This window comes from Methylobacterium sp. ME121 (assembly GCF_000974725.1).
In the GTDB taxonomy this organism is placed as follows: Bacteria; Pseudomonadota; Alphaproteobacteria; order Rhizobiales; family Beijerinckiaceae; genus Methylobacterium; species Methylobacterium radiotolerans.
In genome coordinates, this window is the sequence record NZ_BBUX01000002.1 from 242,193 (window position 1) to 259,206 (window position 17,014).

The 17,014-nt window shown below is 72.7% G+C and carries 16 protein-coding genes; 11 read left to right on the forward strand and 5 right to left on the reverse strand.

Translation table 11 applies throughout. The annotated features are described in order from the left end of the window. Window positions 1-2 precede the first annotated feature (2 nt). The 6 genes from ME121_RS03530 (at window position 3) to ME121_RS03555 (ending at window position 6,097) form a co-directional block, all read left to right on the forward strand. Window positions 3-800, forward strand: a complete 798-nt coding sequence (locus tag ME121_RS03530; protein WP_012320360.1) for a YfdX family protein — start codon at window positions 3-5, stop codon at window positions 798-800. 72 nt (window positions 801-872) lie between these two features. Beyond that, a complete protein-coding gene (locus ME121_RS03535) occupies window positions 873-1,226 on the forward strand; it encodes a hypothetical protein (RefSeq protein ID WP_012320361.1) in 354 nt (117 codons plus the stop codon). Between the two features lie 109 nt (window positions 1,227-1,335). Beyond that, window positions 1,336-1,539 (forward strand): hypothetical protein, encoded by a 204-nt coding sequence (locus ME121_RS03540; protein ID WP_020093001.1) that lies wholly within the window; start codon window positions 1,336-1,338, stop codon window positions 1,537-1,539. Between the two features lie 242 nt (window positions 1,540-1,781). Next, on the forward strand, window positions 1,782-3,245 hold the full coding sequence (locus ME121_RS03545) for a sensor histidine kinase (protein ID WP_024829319.1): 1,464 nt from the start codon (window positions 1,782-1,784) through the stop codon (window positions 3,243-3,245). Further along, a complete protein-coding gene (locus ME121_RS03550) occupies window positions 3,230-4,630 on the forward strand; it encodes a sigma-54-dependent transcriptional regulator (protein ID WP_024829318.1) in 1,401 nt (466 codons plus the stop codon). The genes ME121_RS03545 and ME121_RS03550 overlap by 16 nt, the downstream gene beginning before the upstream one ends. Window positions 4,631-4,777: 147 nt before the next feature. Beyond that, entirely contained in the window at window positions 4,778-6,097 is a 1,320-nt protein-coding gene (locus tag ME121_RS03555) for an MFS transporter (protein WP_059408359.1), read from the forward strand. 28 nt (window positions 6,098-6,125) lie between these two features. On the opposite strand, the gene ME121_RS03560 is transcribed toward ME121_RS03555, so the two are convergent. After that, window positions 6,126-6,368, reverse strand: coding sequence for a hypothetical protein (locus ME121_RS03560; protein ID WP_024829316.1), 243 nt, complete (start codon window positions 6,366-6,368; stop codon window positions 6,126-6,128). 170 nt (window positions 6,369-6,538) lie between these two features. Between ME121_RS03560 and ME121_RS03565 the strand changes: the two genes are divergently transcribed. The 3 genes from ME121_RS03565 (at window position 6,539) to eda (ending at window position 10,537) form a co-directional block, all read left to right on the forward strand. Continuing rightward, window positions 6,539-7,660, forward strand: a complete 1,122-nt coding sequence (locus tag ME121_RS03565; protein ID WP_012320367.1) for an asparaginase — start codon at window positions 6,539-6,541, stop codon at window positions 7,658-7,660. A 401-nt stretch (window positions 7,661-8,061) separates the two neighbouring features. Then, complete coding sequence (gene edd, locus ME121_RS03570; RefSeq protein ID WP_012320368.1) at window positions 8,062-9,888, forward strand: phosphogluconate dehydratase; 1,827 nt, start codon at window positions 8,062-8,064, stop codon at window positions 9,886-9,888. Window positions 9,889-9,910: 22 nt separating this feature from the next. Further along, complete coding sequence (eda, locus tag ME121_RS03575) at window positions 9,911-10,537, forward strand: bifunctional 4-hydroxy-2-oxoglutarate aldolase/2-dehydro-3-deoxy-phosphogluconate aldolase (RefSeq protein ID WP_012320369.1); 627 nt, start codon at window positions 9,911-9,913, stop codon at window positions 10,535-10,537. 206 nt (window positions 10,538-10,743) lie between these two features. On the opposite strand, the gene ME121_RS03580 is transcribed toward eda, so the two are convergent. Together ME121_RS03580 and ME121_RS03585 are read right to left on the reverse strand one after the other, a co-directional pair. Further along, window positions 10,744-12,855, reverse strand: coding sequence for an ABC transporter ATP-binding protein/permease (locus ME121_RS03580; protein WP_043074149.1), 2,112 nt, complete (start codon window positions 12,853-12,855; stop codon window positions 10,744-10,746). Window positions 12,856-13,013: 158 nt separating this feature from the next. Continuing rightward, a complete protein-coding gene (locus ME121_RS03585) occupies window positions 13,014-13,331 on the reverse strand; it encodes a hypothetical protein (protein WP_012320371.1) in 318 nt (105 codons plus the stop codon). Between the two features lie 291 nt (window positions 13,332-13,622). Here ME121_RS03585 and ME121_RS03590 point away from each other — a divergent pair, with 291 nt between their 5' ends. Beyond that, entirely contained in the window at window positions 13,623-14,255 is a 633-nt protein-coding gene (locus ME121_RS03590) for a 2OG-Fe(II) oxygenase (RefSeq protein WP_012320372.1), read from the forward strand. Window positions 14,256-14,277: 22 nt separating this feature from the next. Further along, window positions 14,278-14,958 (forward strand): hypothetical protein, encoded by a 681-nt coding sequence (locus tag ME121_RS03595; RefSeq protein WP_059408360.1) that lies wholly within the window; start codon window positions 14,278-14,280, stop codon window positions 14,956-14,958. Between the two features lie 9 nt (window positions 14,959-14,967). Here the strand turns inward: ME121_RS03595 and lpxB are convergent, their stop codons facing one another. Both lpxB and ME121_RS03605 read right to left on the reverse strand, forming a co-directional pair. Beyond that, entirely contained in the window at window positions 14,968-16,146 is a 1,179-nt protein-coding gene (gene lpxB / locus ME121_RS03600) for a lipid-A-disaccharide synthase (protein WP_059408361.1), read from the reverse strand. Then, the gene (locus ME121_RS03605; RefSeq protein WP_024829311.1) at window positions 16,143-17,006 is read right to left on the reverse strand and encodes an LpxI family protein; all 864 of its coding nucleotides are present in this window, start codon (window positions 17,004-17,006) and stop codon (window positions 16,143-16,145) included. The genes lpxB and ME121_RS03605 overlap by 4 nt, the downstream gene beginning before the upstream one ends. Window positions 17,007-17,014 lie beyond the last annotated feature (8 nt).

A 17,014-nucleotide genomic window follows, 5' to 3' on the forward strand; every position in this document is an offset into this window, starting at 1 on the left:
TCATGTCCTATCGCAAATCTATGGCTGCGGCTCTCGTGCTCACCACAATCCTCGGTGGAACTGCCTACGCGGCGGAGCAGGCCGTCCAGAACAACGGCACGCAGATCAGCGCGAGCCAGGCGGCGGTCGACAAGGATGTCGGCAAGCTCTCGAAGGACGGCGCGCAGGGCTTCAGAGATCTTCAGCTCACCCGGCTCGCGATCTTCGAGGCCAACCCGAGTCAGGCCAAGGACATGATCGCCAAGGCGCAGGCCGCCTTCGCGAAGGCCAAGACCGACGACGCGGTGTTCACCAAGGCCGAGGCCGATCTCAAGTCGCCCGCCGACATGGCCGCCCACAAGGCGACCGCGCCGAGCGACAAGACCGACGCCAAGGCTGATACCAAGGCGGCCTCCAAGGAGCAGGTGGCCTGGGTTCCGGTCGACGCGCAGCTGACCCTCGGCGACGACTTCGTGGCCACGCCCGCCAAGGCCTCCGCGGTGACCGAGGCGAACAAGAACCTCGCCCAGGGCGACCAGAAGGGCGCCCTGGAGAAGCTCAAGCTCGCCCACGTCGACGTCAACTTCACCATGGCGGTCCTGCCCCTGAACAAGACCATCACCGACGTCGATCAGGCCGCGACGCTGATCAATCAGGGCAAGTATTATGAGGCGAACGCCGCCCTGAAGTCGGCCCAGGACAACATGCGCTTCGACGTGATCGACGCGATCGCGGTGCCCCAGAAGGCGACCGCCGCCACGGCCGACAAGGGCGCGCCGCAGGCCACCGGCACGACCGCGGGCGCCAAGACCAGCAAGTGACCGACCGCCGAGGACGGCCGCGCCCGACGGATCTCGGGCGCGGCCCGGTCGGCGCGCACAAGGGAGGGCTCCGTGCGGCGATTCTGGATCTCGACCATCCTGGGACTCGAGCTGCTCCTCGGCGGAACCCCGGCGGCCTCCGCCCGGACGGCGGGCGTTCCGCACTTCAACATCCGGGCGATCTGCGCGCCGGAGCACCGGGCGGGATCCAACGCCGTCGATCGGGCGAGCTACCGGGGTTGCCTGTCCGACGAGGCCGCCGCGCGGCGCACCCTGATCAAGCGCTGGCCGACGTTCGACGTGGCGGAGCGCCGGACCTGCGCTGCGGAGAGCCAGATCGGCGGCGCCCCCTCCTACGTGGCGATGCTGACCTGCGTGCAGCTCGGGAGCGACGCCCTGCCGATCAACCCGTCGGGTCCGCCGTGAGACGGCACCATCCACGCGGCGGACCGGATCGCACGTCCGTGATCCGCGCAAGTGGAACCGGCGATATCTCCAAGACGTCTCGCACTGTCAATTGAATGGAGGAGGCATCATGTTCAAGACTACGGCGCGCGCTGCACTTTGCCTGGCCTGTCTCTGGTCGGTCACGCCGGCCCTGGCGGCCCCGAAGGAGATGCCCCAGGGCAAGCGCGACGAGATGTCGATGAAGGACACCAAGCACGAGGTGGTGATGCAGCGGAAGGAGAATAAGGAAGCCAACAAGAACGTCGACAGCCTCATCACGAACCGCAAGTGAGCGGGCGCGCCCACGCCGACGACTGACTGTCTTTCTGTCCAAGAGGAGCACCGGACGCGGCGCACCTCTCCTGGCGGTCCCGGGCCTGGCCCGGGATCGCCCGCGCGCGGTGCTCCGTCATCGCGATCCTGCGCGCCGTCCTCGCGTCGTCGAGTGGTCACGGGGCCGGGCCTTGGCGTAGGAACGGGGTCCGGGCGCGACGCCGCCGCAGGAGCCAGCGCCATGCCGGGTCGGACACCGCCGTGACGGCCTACAGCCTGCGCGCCCGGCTGCTCGCGCTCTGGGTCCTGCTGCTCGCCTCCGCGGCCGCGACCGCCTACCTGATGCTCGGCGTCTACGACCAGTCGACGGGTGTCCAGGTGGCGCAGGCCGACCTCGCGGTCGGGCGGGCCTGCCGCGAGATCATCGACCGGTACGCCGCCCTGGTCCGGGCCCGCGGCAAGGGTAGCGCAGAGGCCGACCTGGTCGGCACCCTGTCGACCGCGCTGGCGCGCTTCCCGGGCCTCGAGGGCGGGATCTGGAGCGCCGCCCGCGGATCCGTGGCCTACGCCTATCCGACCTACGAGGGATCCGGGCCGAAGACCGACTTTCCGGCGGCCGAGCGCGACGCCATCGCGGCGCTGAACGCGCAGGCGCTGCGGGTCGACCACGCGGTCTCGGAGCGCCGGCCGAGCCGGACCCAGGTCCTGATGCTCCAGGCCTGCCCCCTTCACGGGCCGGAGGCCGGCCTGACCGCGTGGTCGATGACGCGCGCGCACGTCAACGACGGCCCCACCTACACGCGCTTCCTCGCGGGCCTCGGCTTCCTGGCCGTGACGGTGCTCGGATCGGCCGCGTTCCTGAGCTGGTTCCTGTACGGGTTCTCAGGGCGGATCGCCCGGCTGGAGGCCGCGCTCGCCGCGCCGCGCCCGGACGGCCAGGATCTGCCCCATCTCGACCGCACCGGCGAGCGCGAACTCGACCGGCTGGTGGACGCCCTGAACGCCGCCGGCGGGCGGCTGCGGGAGGCTCAGGCGCGCATCGTGGCGACCGAGCGACTGGCCGCCGTCGGCCGGCTGGCGGCGAGCGTCGCCCACGAGATCCGCAATCCCATCGCGGCGATGCGCCTGAAAGCCGAGAACGCCCTGGTCAGCGGCGATCCCCACCGGACCGCCGCCGCCCTCGAGGCGGTGCTCGGCCAGATCGCCCGGGTCGACACGCTGCTGCGCGACCTCCTCAACCTGACCCAGGCGCGGCCGCTCAACCGGATGCCCACGCCGGTAGAGCCGCTCCTGGCCGAGTGCGCGCACCTGCACGAGGAGCTGGCGAGCGCGCGGTCGGTCCGGATCGCGGTCGCCGCCGACGGGCTGCCCGCCACGGACCATCCGCATCTCGACCGGGCGCAGATCGCCCGGGCCGTCGACAACCTGCTGCTGAACGCCCTGCAGCACGCGCCGCCGGGCGGCCGGATCCGCCTCGGTGCCGAGCGGGCGACGGTCGACGGCGCGCTGCGGCTGCGCCTCAGCGTCGCCGATACCGGCGCCGGCGTCGATCCGGTGATCCGCGCCGGCCTGTTCGAGCCGTTCGTCACCGGCCGGCCCGACGGGACCGGCCTCGGGCTCGCGATCGTGCGCGAGATCGCCCTGGCCCATCGGGGCGAGGCGAGGCTGGTCGAGGGCGCTCCGGAGACCACCTTTGTCCTGGACCTGCCATGGCAACCATCCTGATCGTCGACGACGACAGAGCCCTGCGCGACGGGCTCGCCGAGACGGTGACCGATCTCGGGCACACCGCGCTCCCGGTCGCCTCCGGCTCGGAGGCCCTGGCGCGGCTGGCCGAGGGTCCGGTGGCGGCGGTGCTCCTCGACCTGCGCATGCCCGGCGCCCTCGACGGCATGGCCACGCTCGAGCGGATCCGCGCCCTGCCGGAGCCGCCCCCCGTGACGGTGCTGACGGCCTTCGCGAGCCCGGCCAACACCATCGAGGCGATGCGCCTGGGGGCGCACGACCACCTGACCAAGCCGATCGGCCGGGCCGATCTCGCCGCCGCCCTCGACGCGATGCTGCGCGACGCCCGCTGCGATCCCGGCAGCGCCGCCCCGCCGCCGGGCCACCCGGTCCTGATCGGGTCGAGCGCGGGCATGCGGAAGGTCCAGAAGACCATCGGCCTCGTCGCCGACAGCGCCTCCACGATCCTGATCCAGGGCGAGACCGGCACCGGCAAGGAGGAGGTCGCCCGGGCCCTCCACGCCTTCTCGCGGCGCCGCGCGCGGCCGTTCATCCCGGTGAACTGCGCGGCGATCCCCGCCGACGCGCTGGAGAGCGAGCTCTTTGGCCATGTCCGGGGCGCCTTCGCCGGGGCGGCCTCGGACCGCGCCGGCGCCTTCCACGAGGCCGAGGGCGGCACCCTGTTCCTGGACGAGATCGGCGACATGCCGGCGGCGATGCAGGCCAAGATCCTGCGGGTGATCCAGGACTGCGTCGTCACCCCGCTGGGTGGCCGGTCCGCCCGGGTCGATGTCCGGCTCGTGGCGGCGACGCATCGCGACCTGCCGGCGCTGGTCGCCGAGGGCACGTTCCGCGCCGACCTGTACTACCGGCTGAACGTCGTGCCGATCGCCCTGCCGCCCCTGCGCGAGCGGCTGGCCGACATCGTGCCGCTCGCCGAGCACTTCCTGGTCCCCTCCGGCAAGCGCCTGAGCGGCGGTGCCGCCTCGCGCCTGCTCGCCTACGAGTGGCCCGGCAACGTCCGCGAGCTGCGCAACGTCGTGGAGCGGGCCGCCGTGCTGGTGCGCGGCGGCGTGATCGCGGCCGAGGCCATCGATCTGCCGGCCGCGCGGCCCGAGCGGCGCGGCGACGACGCGGTGACGGACGGGCTCGCCGGCGACCTGCCCGGCGCCGTGGCCCACCTGGAGCGGACCATGATCGCCGCCGCGCTCCGCGAGGCCGACGGCAACCGCGCCCGGGCCGCCCGCCGGCTCGGCATCCAGCGGCAGCTCCTCTACGCCAAGATCGAGCGCTACGGCCTCGCCGCGCCGGGGATCGATCTGTCGGAAGAGACGACAGATGCTGTCGGAAATCCCGACGCTTCGGCGGGCACCGACCCGGCCTGAGGCCCATCGGGCCGGAGAATCGTTCACATCCCGCGTGAGGTCCCGGCGGCGCGGGAACCGATGGCGCGCGCGGGCGTCGAGCCCCGCGTGCGACGGCGCGGCCCGGATCGGAGCCGCGCCGTCCGTCGGTCGGGGGATCGCGGCAGGATGAACAGCATCGAGACGGGCGCCCGCGGCGCCGGCAGCCGGACGCCCTCGGCCAAGGCCCTGCGCGGCCTCGACGCGCTCAACTTCTTCCTGGCCGACGTGCGCGACGGCCTCGGCCCCTACCTCGCCATCTACCTGATCGCCGTGCGCGGCCCGGACCAGGGCTGGAACGAGGCCACGACCGGCCTCGTGATGACGATCGCGGGCATTCTCGGCCTCGTGGCGCAGACGCCCGCCGGCGCGCTGATCGACGCCACCAACCACAAGCGCGCGGTGGTGATCGGCGGCGCCATCGCGGTGACGGCCAGCTGCCTCGTCCTGCCGTTCATCACGAACTTCTACCTCGTCACCGCCACCCAATCGATCGCCCACGTCGCCGGGACGATCTTCCCGCCGGCGCTGGCCGCGATCACGCTGGGCCTCGTCGGGCCGAAGATGTTCGCCAAGCGGATCGGCCGCAACGAGGGCTTCAACCACGCCGGCAACGCGGTCTCCGCCGCCCTGGCGGGCGGGCTCGCCTACTTCTTCGGGCCGGTGGTGGTGTTCTGGCTGATGGGCACCCTGGCGGCGCTGTCGATCGGCGCCATGCTGATGGTGCCGGCCGACGCGATCGACAACGACCTCGCCCGGGGCATGACCGAGGACGAGGAGGAGGCGCAGGAGAAGCCCTCCGGCCTCGCCACCCTGCTGCAGAACCGGGCGCTCCTGATCTTCGCGGTGCTCTGCGCGATCTTCCACCTCGCCAACGCGGCGATGCTGACCTCGGTGGGCCAGCTCCTGACGCACGTCTCGGGTAAGGACCACGCGACCTCGCTGATCGCGGTCTGCATCGTGGCGGCGCAGTGCGTGATGGTGCCGGTGGCGATCTTCGTGGGCGCGAAGGCCGACGTGATCGGGCGCAAGCCGATCTTCCTCACCGCCTTCGGCATCCTGGCGCTGCGCGGCGTCCTCTACACGCTGTCGGACAACCCGTTCTGGCTGGTGGGCGTCCAGCTCCTCGACGGAATCGGCGCCGGCGTCTACGGCGCGCTGTTCCCGATCGTGGTCGCGGACCTGACCCGCGGCGGCGGCCGGTTCAACGCCGCCCAGGGCGCCGTGGCGACGGCCCAGGGCATCGGCGCCTCCCTGAGCGCGACGCTCGCCGGCGTGATCATCGTGTCGGCGGGCTACGCCACCGCCTTCCTGGCGCTGGCGGCGATCGCGGCGCTCGGCTTCGTCCTCTACCTCGCGCTGATGCCCGAGACCCGCGACGCGGAGCGCGCGGGCAGCGAGCCCGAGAGCGGCGCCGGCATGCCGCCGGCCGTGCCGGCGAGCGCCTGAGCGCCGCGATCGGGTCCCGAGGCCGCGCTCAGGACGCGGCGGCCAGCTCCGGCGCGGCCTGACTCGGCACGACTTCACCCGGCACGACTTCGCCCGGCACAGTCGCCTCCGGCGGGGCCTTCCGCGAGACGTAGTAGATGTCGACGGCGCGCCAGAACGCCCCCTGCTCCTCCGTCGAGCGGCGCGCGAGGGACGTCTCGAGGATCGACATCGCGGCCCGCGCGGGCTCGCTCCGCTCGAGTTCCTCGAGCAGGCCGGCGAGATGCAGCATGGCTTCTACCTCCGAGCGGACACCAACCGCCATCAACGCCCGAGCTTGCGTAACGATCCGTCGCGCCCTGCGCGTCGGCGCCCTGCATGATCCTTGCCTCGGCCGGAGGCGCGGCTACCATCCCCGCGGCGAGTCCCACTCGCTCTCCCGTCAACCGTCGAGGATCTCCGATGTTCTCCTGCCGAAGCGGCGCGGCTCTTCCCCTGCGCGGAGCGGTCTTCGCCCTGGCCCTGGCCAGCGGATTCGGGGCGGCGCCCCTCGTCGCCCGCGAGATGCCCGAGGCCGGCGCAGCCGCCGCGGCGAAGAAGCCGAACGTCGTGATCCTCGCCACCGGCGGGACGATCGCCGGCGCCGGCGCCGACGCCGCCAACAGCGCCACCTACACGGCCGCCAAGGTGCCGGTCGACAAGCTGATCGCGGCCGTGCCGCAGGTGAACACCATCGCCAACGTCCGCGGCGAGCAGGTCTTCCAGATCGCCTCCGAGAGCTTCACCGACGCCCAGCTCGTCCAGCTCGGCAAGCGCGTGTCCCAGCTCCTGAAGCAGGACGACGTCGACGGCGTCGTCGTCACGCACGGGACCGACACGCTGGAGGAGACCGCGTTCTTCCTCGACCTCGTGGTGAAGAGCGACAAGCCGATCGTGGTGGTCGGCTCGATGCGGCCGGGCACGGCGATCTCGGCCGACGGCGCCCTCAACCTGCTCGACGCCGTCACGGTCGCCGCCAGCAAGGAGGCGATCGGCCAGGGCGTCACCGTGACGATGAACGACTACATCCAGTGCGGCCGCGACGTGAACAAGCGGACCAACATCGTGCCCAGCGCCTTCTACAGCCAGTGGGGGCCGCTCGGCATGGTGGTCGAGGGCAAGACCTACTTCTTCCGCTCGCTGACGAAGCGGCACAACATGAGCTCCGAGTTCGACATCGACCAGATCGACAGCCTGCCGCTGGTCGGCATCGTCTACGGCTCGGGCAACATGATCCCGGGGGTCTACGACGCCGAGCTCCAGGCGGGCGCCAAGGCGATCGTCAACGCCGGCACCGGCAACGGCTCGGTGCCCGGCTACCTCGTCGACAAGCTGAAGGACATCCGCTCCAAGGGCGCCATCGTGATCCGCTCGTCGCGGGTGCCGGACGGCTTCGTCCTGCGCAACGCCGAGCAGCCCGACGACAAGTACGACTGGGTGGTCGCCCACGACCTCAACCCCGCCAAGGCCAAGATCCTGGCGGCCGTGGCGCTCACCAAGACCAGCGACACCAAGGAGCTGCAGCGCATCTTCTGGGAGTATTGAGTCCAGGGACGCGCTGCGCCCCTGAGGTTCAACCCCTCGCTGAGGCAGGCCTCGGAGGAACGCTTCGAGACCTGCCGACGTCGGGCGTCCGCGCAGGAGCGTGGACCCACCGGCTTCGCGAGCGCAGCGAAGCGATCCAGGGTCGCGCTGCCCTGTGTCACTTCGCTCCGCTCGTCACGACGAGGCCGGCGGCATCGATCGAGGGCGTGAGCGTTCGCTGCCCTGAACTCGGGGTTTCCCGAGCCGGCGGGCAGACCGCATGGCGTCGCCGGCGCTCGCCCCGGGTTACATCCCGCGGCGCACCCCCTTAGATACCGGCCACCGACGACGCGGCCGCGCGGCCGATCCCGACTCGCGGCCCCGGCCGCGCGCCCGTCGGCACCGAGCCTGGAGGAACGAGCATGACCGAGCTTCATCCCGAGGTCGCGGCGGTCACCGAGCGCGTCGTGGCGCGCTCCCGCGAGACCCGGCGCGCCTATCTCGACCTGATCGCCCGCGAGCGCGAGGCGGGGGTCCGGCGCGGCAAGCTCGCCTGCGGCAACCTCGCCCACGGCTTCGCGGCCTCCGGCGAGGACAAGGCGGCGATCCGCGACGAGCGGACGGTGATGAACATCGGCATCGTCACCGCCTACAACGACATGCTCTCGGCCCATCAGCCCTACGGGCGCTACCCGGAGCAGATCAAGCTGTTCGCCCGGGAGCGCGGCGCCACCGCGCAGGTCGCGGGCGGTACGCCGGCCATGTGCGACGGCGTCACCCAGGGCCAGAGCGGCATGGAGCTGTCGCTGTTCTCCCGGGACACGATCGCGCTCTCCACCGCGGTGGCGCTGAGCCACGGCATGTTCGACGGGGCGGCGCTCCTCGGCATCTGCGACAAGATCGTGCCGGGCCTGCTCATCGGGGCGCTCCGCTTCGGCCACCTGCCGACGATCCTGATCCCGGCCGGTCCCATGCCCTCGGGCCTCGCCAACAAGGAGAAGCAGCGGATCCGCCAGCTCTACGCCGAGGGCAAGGTCGGCCGGGCGGAACTGCTCGAATCCGAGTCCGCCTCCTACCACGCGGCCGGGACCTGCACGTTCTACGGCACCGCCAACTCCAACCAGATGATGATGGACATGATGGGCCTGCACATGCCGGGCGCGTCCTTCATCAACCCGGGCACCAAGCTGCGCCAGGCCGTGACCCGGGCGGCGATCCACCGCCTCACCGAGATCGGCGGCGCCGGCAACGACTACCGCCCCCTCGGCCTCTGCGTCGACGAGAAGGCGATCGTCAACGCCGCGGTCGGCCTCCTCGCCACGGGCGGCTCGACCAACCACGCGATCCACCTGCCGGCCATCGCGCGCGCCGCCGGCATCGTGATCGACTGGGAGGATATCGACCGGCTCTCCAGCGCCGTGCCGCTGATCGCCCGCGTCTACCCGAACGGTGCCGGCGACGTGAACCACTTCCACGCCGCGGGCGGCATGAGCTTCGTGATGGCGGCGCTGCTCGACGCGGGCCTCCTGCACGACGACATCCTGACCGTGGCGGGCCAGTCGCTGCGCGACCACGCCCGCGACCCGAAACTCGACGGCGAGGATCTGGTCTTCGAGGACGCGGTGCCGGAGAGCCTGGACGACACGATGCTGCGCCGGCCGGGCAACCCGTTCCAGCCCGACGGCGGCATGCGGCTCGTGAAGGGCAATCTCGGCCGGGCGACGTTCAAGACCAGCGCCGTCGAGGAGCACCGCCGCACCATCGAGGCCCCGGCCCGGGTCTTCTCCGACCAGGACGAGGTGCTGAAGGCGTTCAAGGCCGGGGAGCTGGAGCGCGACGTCGTGGTCGTGGTCCGGTTCCAGGGCCCGAAGGCGAACGGCATGCCCGAGCTGCACAAGCTGACCCCGCCGCTGGGCGTGCTGCAGGACCGCGGCCACCGGGTCGCCCTGGTGACCGACGGGCGCATGTCGGGGGCGTCGGGCAAGGTGCCGGCCGCCATCCACCTGAGCCCCGAGGCGCTCGGCGGCGGCCCGATCGGGCGGATCCGCGACGGCGACATCGTCCGCCTCAGCGCCGCCGACGGGCTGCTGCAGGTTCTGGTCGACGACGCGGAATTCGCGGCGCGCCCCGAGGCCGAGGCGCCGGAGGCCGCGCAGGGCACCGGGCGGGAGCTGTTCGCGTTCATGCGCCAGGGGGCCGACACGGCGGAGCGGGGCGCCTCGGCGATGCTCGCCGCCGCCGGCCTCTGAAACCGAGAGGGAGTTGCCGACCATGAACGATCTGACCAGCATCGACGCGCTGATGCGCTCCGTGCCCGTCATTCCGGTCCTGGTGATCGACGACGCGGCCCAGGCGCGGCCCATCGCCGAGGCCCTGGTCAAGGGCGGCCTGACCGCCCTGGAGGTCACCCTGCGGACCCCGGCCGCCCTCGACGTCATCCGGGAGATGACGCGGGTCGAGGGCGCGGTGGTGGGCGCCGGGACGGTGCTCAACCCGCGCGATCTCGAGAAGGCGCTGGCGGCGGGGGCCGAGTTCATCGTCTCGCCGGGCCTCACCGAGCCGCTGACCGACGCCGCCAAGGCCAACGGCGTGCCCTACCTGCCCGGCGTGGCCACGGCGGCCGACATCATGCGCGGCCTCGACCACGGCCTCGACCGGTTCAAGTTCTTCCCGGCCGAGGCCGCGGGCGGGATCAAGGCGCTGAAGGCGCACGCGGCCGTGTTCGGCGCGGTGCGGTTCTGCCCCACGGGCGGGATCACCGAGGCGACCGCTCCCGAATGGCTGTCGATCCCGTCCGTGCTCTGCGTCGGCGGCAGCTGGGTGGTGAAGCCCGGCGCCCCCGACCCGGCGGCGATCGAGCGGGCGGCCCGGGCCGCCGCCGGGTTGCGGACGGCGTAAGCCTCACGACCGAAGCCCTTGCGAGCAGAGCGAAAGGTCCGGGGTCGCGCCAAATCTTCGAGATGTCGCGCTGCCCTGGATCACCTCGCCGCGCTCGCGATGACGGACAGGGCACGGCGCCCGCGTCCATCGGCGGAAGACCGCAGGGCTGAGCAGCCGGACATCGGCTCCCCTCCCGGCGGAGGGAGGGCCGGTCGTGCCGCCGGCTACTCTGCCGGCAGCGGCTGCCGCTGCACGCGCGGGACGAACACGCCGCTCTCCGGCTCGAGCGCGATGCGCCGGTCGTGGAAGGCGTCGAGCGTCGAGCGATGGCCGATCGACACGATCGTCGTGCCGGGAAGCCGCTCGCGCAGCATCCGGTAGAGGGCCGCCTCGGAAGGCTCGTCGAGGGAGGCCGTCGCCTCGTCGAGGAACAGCCATTCGGGCTTCGCCAGCAGCGCGCGGGCGATGGCCAGCCGCTGCTGCTCGCCGCCCGACAGCCGCCGCTCCCAGGTGTCGCTCTCGTCGAGGTGGTCGACGAGGTGGGCGAGCTGGGCGGCCGTCAGGGCGTCCCTGATCGCCGCGTCCGGGAACTGGTCGGTGGTGTTCGGGTAGACCACGGCGCCGCGCAGCGTGCCCTGCGGGATGTAGGGCCGCTGCGGCAGCAGCAGCGCCGACTGCCCGGCGGGCACGTCGACCCGGCCCTTGCCGAAGGGCCAGATCCCCGCGATCGCCCGGAACAGGGTCGACTTGCCCGAGCCGGAGGGACCCGTGACCAGGGTCGCGCCGCCGCGCGGCAGGGTCAGCGCGTCGGCGGTGACGATCGGCTTCCCGTTCGGAAGGGCGAGGACCAGGTCGCGCGCGGTGACGTCGCCGGCGCTGTCGTTGCCCTGGACGAGGCCGTAGCCCGCCGCCTCCAGCGCCTCGGCCTTGGTCATGGCCCGGCGGAAGGAGCCGAGACGGATGGTGTTGGCCTTGTAGGCCGCCAGCGTCGTGTACGAATCGACGAAGAACGACAGCGAGCTCTGCACCTGGCCGAACGCCTGGGAGGTCTGCTGAAGCGCGCCCAGCGTGATCTTCTTGGCGAAGAAGGACGGGGCCGCCAGCACCATCGGGAAGATCACGCTCGCCTGCCGGTAGCTGAACGTGAAGGCGATCAGCTTGATGCGGCGGAAGATGATCCCGACGTAGTTGTCGATCACGCTGTGGAACAGGCTCGAGAGCCGCGAGGCCTCCGCGCGCTCGCCGCGCAGCAGGGCGATCTGCTCCGAGTAGATGCGGTTCCGGGCCAGCGCGAAGCGGAAATTCGCCTCGACCTGCTCCTGCCGGAAGTCCAGCCCGATGAGCGGCCGGCCGATCAGGTGGGTGAGCCACGTGCCGACCACCGCGTAGGCGATCACCAGCCAGACCAGGAAGCCCGGGATCACCGTGTCGGTGAACGGCACGACGAAGTCGCGCGACAGGGTCCAGAGGATCACGATGAACGAGACGAGCTGCGCGGCCTGGCTGAGCAGGCGGATCGACAGCGTCGTGGTCTGCACGATGAAGCTGTTGACGTCGGCCTGGATGCGCTGATCCGGGTTGTCCGCCTCCTCGTCGGTGAACGGGATGCGGTAGTGCGTGCCGTTGCCGAGCCAGCGCTCGTACAGGCTGTGGGTCAGCCACGTGCGCCAGCGGATCAGCAGCGAGGAATCCACGAACAGGTCGAACATGCCGATGGCGATGTTCAGCGTGGCCAGCGGCACGAACACCCAGAGCAGCTGGTACCAGAACGCGTTCGCGTCGTATTCCTGGAGGGAGTTGTAGATGTCGCGGTAGAAGAAGTTGAACCGCAGCGTCAGCGCCACGTCGGCGAAATTCACGAAGATGGACAGCGCCACGAGGTTGCGGCCGATCCGGCCCTCGGTGGTGCCGAACCAGCGGAACAGGCCGATCTCCTTGGTCGGCTTGTCGCGGTTGGCGAAGTACGGGTCGGCGATGTTGGTGATCGCGCGGATCGGCTCGAGATGCGAGATGCCCAGCACGATGGCGGCGAAGACCACCGCGCCGGTGGCGGCGAAGGCCGGCGGGAGCAGGGCCGCGACCACCGGCGGCAGCAGCCCCATGGCGGCGACCGTCTTCGAGCCCGCGAGCAGCAGGTAGCCGACGCCGTAGACCGAGACGAAGACCTTGAGGTAGGCCGAGATGCCGTTCGAGGCGATCAGGATGCCCGCCATGGCGAAGCCGGCGAGGGAGACGTAGAGCGGCGGGCTCGGGATTCCGGGGAACGCCAGCAGGATCAGCGCGGCCAGGGCGGTGAGCACGGCCTGGATGCCCAGTCCGGTCCTGAGTGCTGCCACGCGTCGATCCCCCATCCGTGCGCGCCCGCTCGGGACGCCACCGGCGGCCTTGGCCCCGGCAGATGGCCAGATAGTGGCACTCTGGCCGCGCTGTCGCGTGAAACTTTGGTCACCTTCCGACGGTGCGGCGATTTACGCGGGTGGCGCGGGCAGCGCGGCTACCAGTTCCACTCCTCGAAGCCGGGCTCGCGGCAATGGTAGCCGATCGGGCATTGCGGGTTGTCGCGCGTGGGGGCGAAGCGCAGTTCGGCGATCTCCGAGCCGCTGCACTGCCCGGGATTGCTGACGAAGCGCTCCGGCGCCGTCCCGGCGGCGATGATCACGTCGCCCTCGTTCTTCACCAGGGCCATCGCCTCGGAGCAGGTCATGCGGGCCGTCATCGAGCCGCGCGGCGGCCGCGTCTGGGCGCGGGCCTCGACCCCGGCCGCGACGGCGGCGAGGTGGGCGAACAGCAGAGCGAGGGCCAACGGCCTCATCGGGCACGGGTTCCGGTACGCACCCGGGAAGAAAGCCCGCGGGTCTGGCGCCATCCTGCACAAGCAGGCCGTCCGAGACTGTCACCGGAATGCGCCACCGGGCCGCTTTCGCCGTCGGACCGCCGCAATCGGCGGATTAGGAGATTCCGGGATTGCCGAAAGCCGCTTTAGATTTGTGATCGTGGACGCCTGCGCGGGCGGCCCCGGCACGACGGCTGGACCGGCCCCCCGGCACGCGTCTCCGGCGCCCCGCGTGCCGGCCGACCGGCGCCGGAGCCAAGGGACCCAGCGATGTCCGCTCTCTCGATCCTCGACATCTCCGCCGTGCGCGCCGCGCCCGTCTCCCGCGAGCCCTACGCCTACACGCTCGGCAGCAACGTCCTGAATCCCGAGGCGATCGACGACATCCGGCGCGACTTCCCGGACATCGCCAAGCCCGGCTACCTCACGGTGGACGAGGTCGCCCTCAAGGGCCGGTTCAAGGCGCTGATCGACGAGCTGGAGAGCGACGCCTTCTCGGAGATCCTCGGCGAGAAATTCGGCATCGACCTCGTCTCGTGCCCGCGGCTGACGACCATCATGCGCCGCAGCCAGCTGAAATACGGCTCGATCCACACCGACGGCCCGTCGAAGGTGCTGACCCTGCTCGTCTACATGAACGATGCCTGGGACGCCCCCGCGGCCGGCCGCCTGCGGGTGCTGTACGACGGCCGCAACTACGAGCCCTTCGCGGTGGAGGTCCCGCCGACCATGGGCACGATGTTCGCCTTCCTGCGGGCGGACAATTCCTGGCACGGCCACGAGCCCTTCGAGGGCGAGCGGCGCGTGGTGCAGGTGGCGTGGCTCAAGGACGCGTCGGAGCTGGAGCGCAAGCGCAAGCGCAACCGCACGGCGCAGTTCCTGAAGGGCATCTTCGGCCGCTGATCGGACGAGAAGGGGGCGGACCATGGGGGCGGTCGTGCTGGCGGATCCGGGCGACGGGGCGCGTGCCGGCTCCTGGCGTCGCTTCGCCCTGCCGACGCTCCTCATCCTCGGCTGGGTGGGCCTGTTCGCCTACAGCGCCGCCTACCTGACCGAGGACCTGCCGTTCCGCCCGTCCATGCCGGAAGCGGGCCCGTCCGCTGGGAGCTCCGCCGGTCCGCGCGCCGCGCGCCGCGTGGTGATGCTCGACGAGCCCGACCAGCCCGCGCCCCCGGCCGAAGCGCCCGGCCAGACCGCCATGGCCGCCGCGGCGGCGCCGCCGGCCCCGCAGACCGCCGCGGCGGCGCCCGCGGTCGCGAACGCCCGGCCGGTGCCGGCTCCGGTCCCCGCTCCGGCCGTCGCGTCGGCCGCGGCCGAGTACGTCGGCGTCTGGGGCCCGACACCCGAGGCCTGCGGGGCCCGGTCGCGGCGCCGCGGCTACATCCCGGCCACGATCACGCAGGACCGCGCCCGCGCGGGCCGCACGCTCTGCCTCTTCCACGACATGCGGCGGAGCGGCGCCGCCTGGGTCACCGCCGCCGAGTGCAGCGATCGCGGCCGCCGCTGGTCGTCGCAGGTCCGCCTGCAGGTGGACGGCGAGCATCTGACCTGGTCGAGCAGCCGCGGGACCTCGACCTACATCCGCTGCGGCCGCCGCGCCGGCTGAGGGGGACCGTCACGCCGCCGGACCCGGCCCCCGCCCCTCGGCCGCGCGCAGGACGATCCGCGCCGCCGCGCGGCTCGGCGTGTCCGCCGCGGCGAGCCGCATCCGCCCGTCGATGCGGCCGAGGGCGGCGAGCTGGACGTCGCGGTCGGCACCGCCGGCCAGGAGCGGCCGCAGGGCGCCCGCGAGGCGCTCCGGGGTGCAGTCGGCCTGGACGAATTCCGGCATCGCGTTCTCGGCGAGGATCAGGTTCGGCAGCACGATGCTCGGGACCTGGATCAGCCGGCGGGCGATGAACTCCTCCGCCCGCGAGACCTTGTAGGCGACGACCATCGGCACGCCGGCGAGCGCCAGCTCCAGCGTGACCGTGCCGGAGGCGGCGAGCGCCGCCCGGGCCTCCCGGAAGGCGGCGTATTTCGGCGCCTCGCCGATCACGATGCGGACCGGCACCGCCCAGTCGGCCGAGAGCCGCTCGATCAGGGCCCTGTGCCGGGTCACGGCGGGCAGCACCGCCTCGACCGCGAGGCCCTCGGCCACGCGTGCCAGGGCCGCGCCGAAGACCGGCATCAGCCGCTCGATCTCGGACCGACGGGAGCCCGGCAGGACCACGAGGCTGTAGGGCACGGCGTCGCGCCGCCCCCGCTCGTCCGCGCCGGGGCGCAGCTCCGGGAGGCGCTCGATCAGCGGGTGCCCGACATAGGTGCAGGGGGGGCCGCCGAGCCGCAGATGCGCGTCGGGCTCGAAGGGGAGCAGGGCCAGGACGTGGTCGATGAACGGACGCATGCCCTTCGCCCGCCAGGGCCGCCACGCCCAGACGCTCGGCGACACGTAGTCGATGATCGGGATGCCGGGGGCCGCCCTGCGCACCCGCCGGGCCACCGCGTGGGTGAAGCCCGGGCTGTCGATGATCACCAGCACGTCCGGCCGGGCGCGGATCGTCGCCGACACCGTCTCGCGGATGCGGCGGAGCAGCGTCCGGGCGCGGGCGAGAACCGGCAGGTAGCCCATCACCGCCACGTCATCGAGCGGGAACAGCGACGCGAACCCCGCCTCCGCCATGGCCTCGCCGCCGACGCCGCCGAAGACGGTGTCGGGCGCGGCCTCGCGCAGGGCACGCATCAGCTTGGCGCCGAGCTGGTCGCCGGAATCCTCGCCGGCGACGAGCCAGATCGTCCGGGGCCGGCCGGTCACGGCGCGCCTCCGTACCCGACCACGAAGAGGCCGAGGCGATCGGCCTCCGCGGCCGTGGCCGCCCGGTCGATGACCAGGGTCCCGCCCGCCTCCAGGGCGAGGCCGACGCAGCCCGCCCGGGCGGCGTTGCGCACGGTCCGCGCGCCGATCGCCGGAAGATCGATGCGGCGGTCCTGGCCGACCTTCGGGGCCTTCACCAGCACGGTGGCGGGCGTTGCCCGGCCGAACCCGAAGGGGCGGCGCCCCAGGGTCCGCGCCCGGGCGAGCATGCGGTCCGTGCCCTCCGGCCCCTCGACCGCGAGGATCCGGTCGCCGGCCAGAACCACCGCCTGCCCCAGATCGTAGGGCGAGAGGGCGTCCAGGACGCCGCGCCCGGTGCGGATCGAGGCGGCGGCCTCGGCGTCCGGGGCCCGGCGCCCGAGGGGGCCGTCCGGGCAGAGCAGGTCCGGCGCGGCCTCGTGGACGCCGACGACGCGGTGTCCCTCCTCCTCGACCAGCGCGACGGCGGCCCGCAGCAGGCGGTCGTCCCCGCCGCCGGCGATCGCCCGCAGGGCCTCGCGGTTGCGCAGGGCGGCGCCGGCGTTGAGGATCGCGGCCGGGCTCGGGCGGGAGACGCCGCCCGCCGGCACCACGGTCGCCGGACCCCAGCGCCGCAGCAGCTTCAGGGTGGCCGCGAGATCGAGGAGATCGACCGTCGCGTCGGCGCCGGCGCGCAGGGCCGGCCCGGTGAAGCCGCGCAGGGCGATGACCCGGAAGGGCCGGCGCGCCCGGCGGAGCGACTCGGCGACGAGTTCGGGCAGGCGCCCCGCCCCCGCGATCAGGACCAGGGCCCCCTCGGGGGCGGGATCGGCCTCGGTCACGGCCCGGC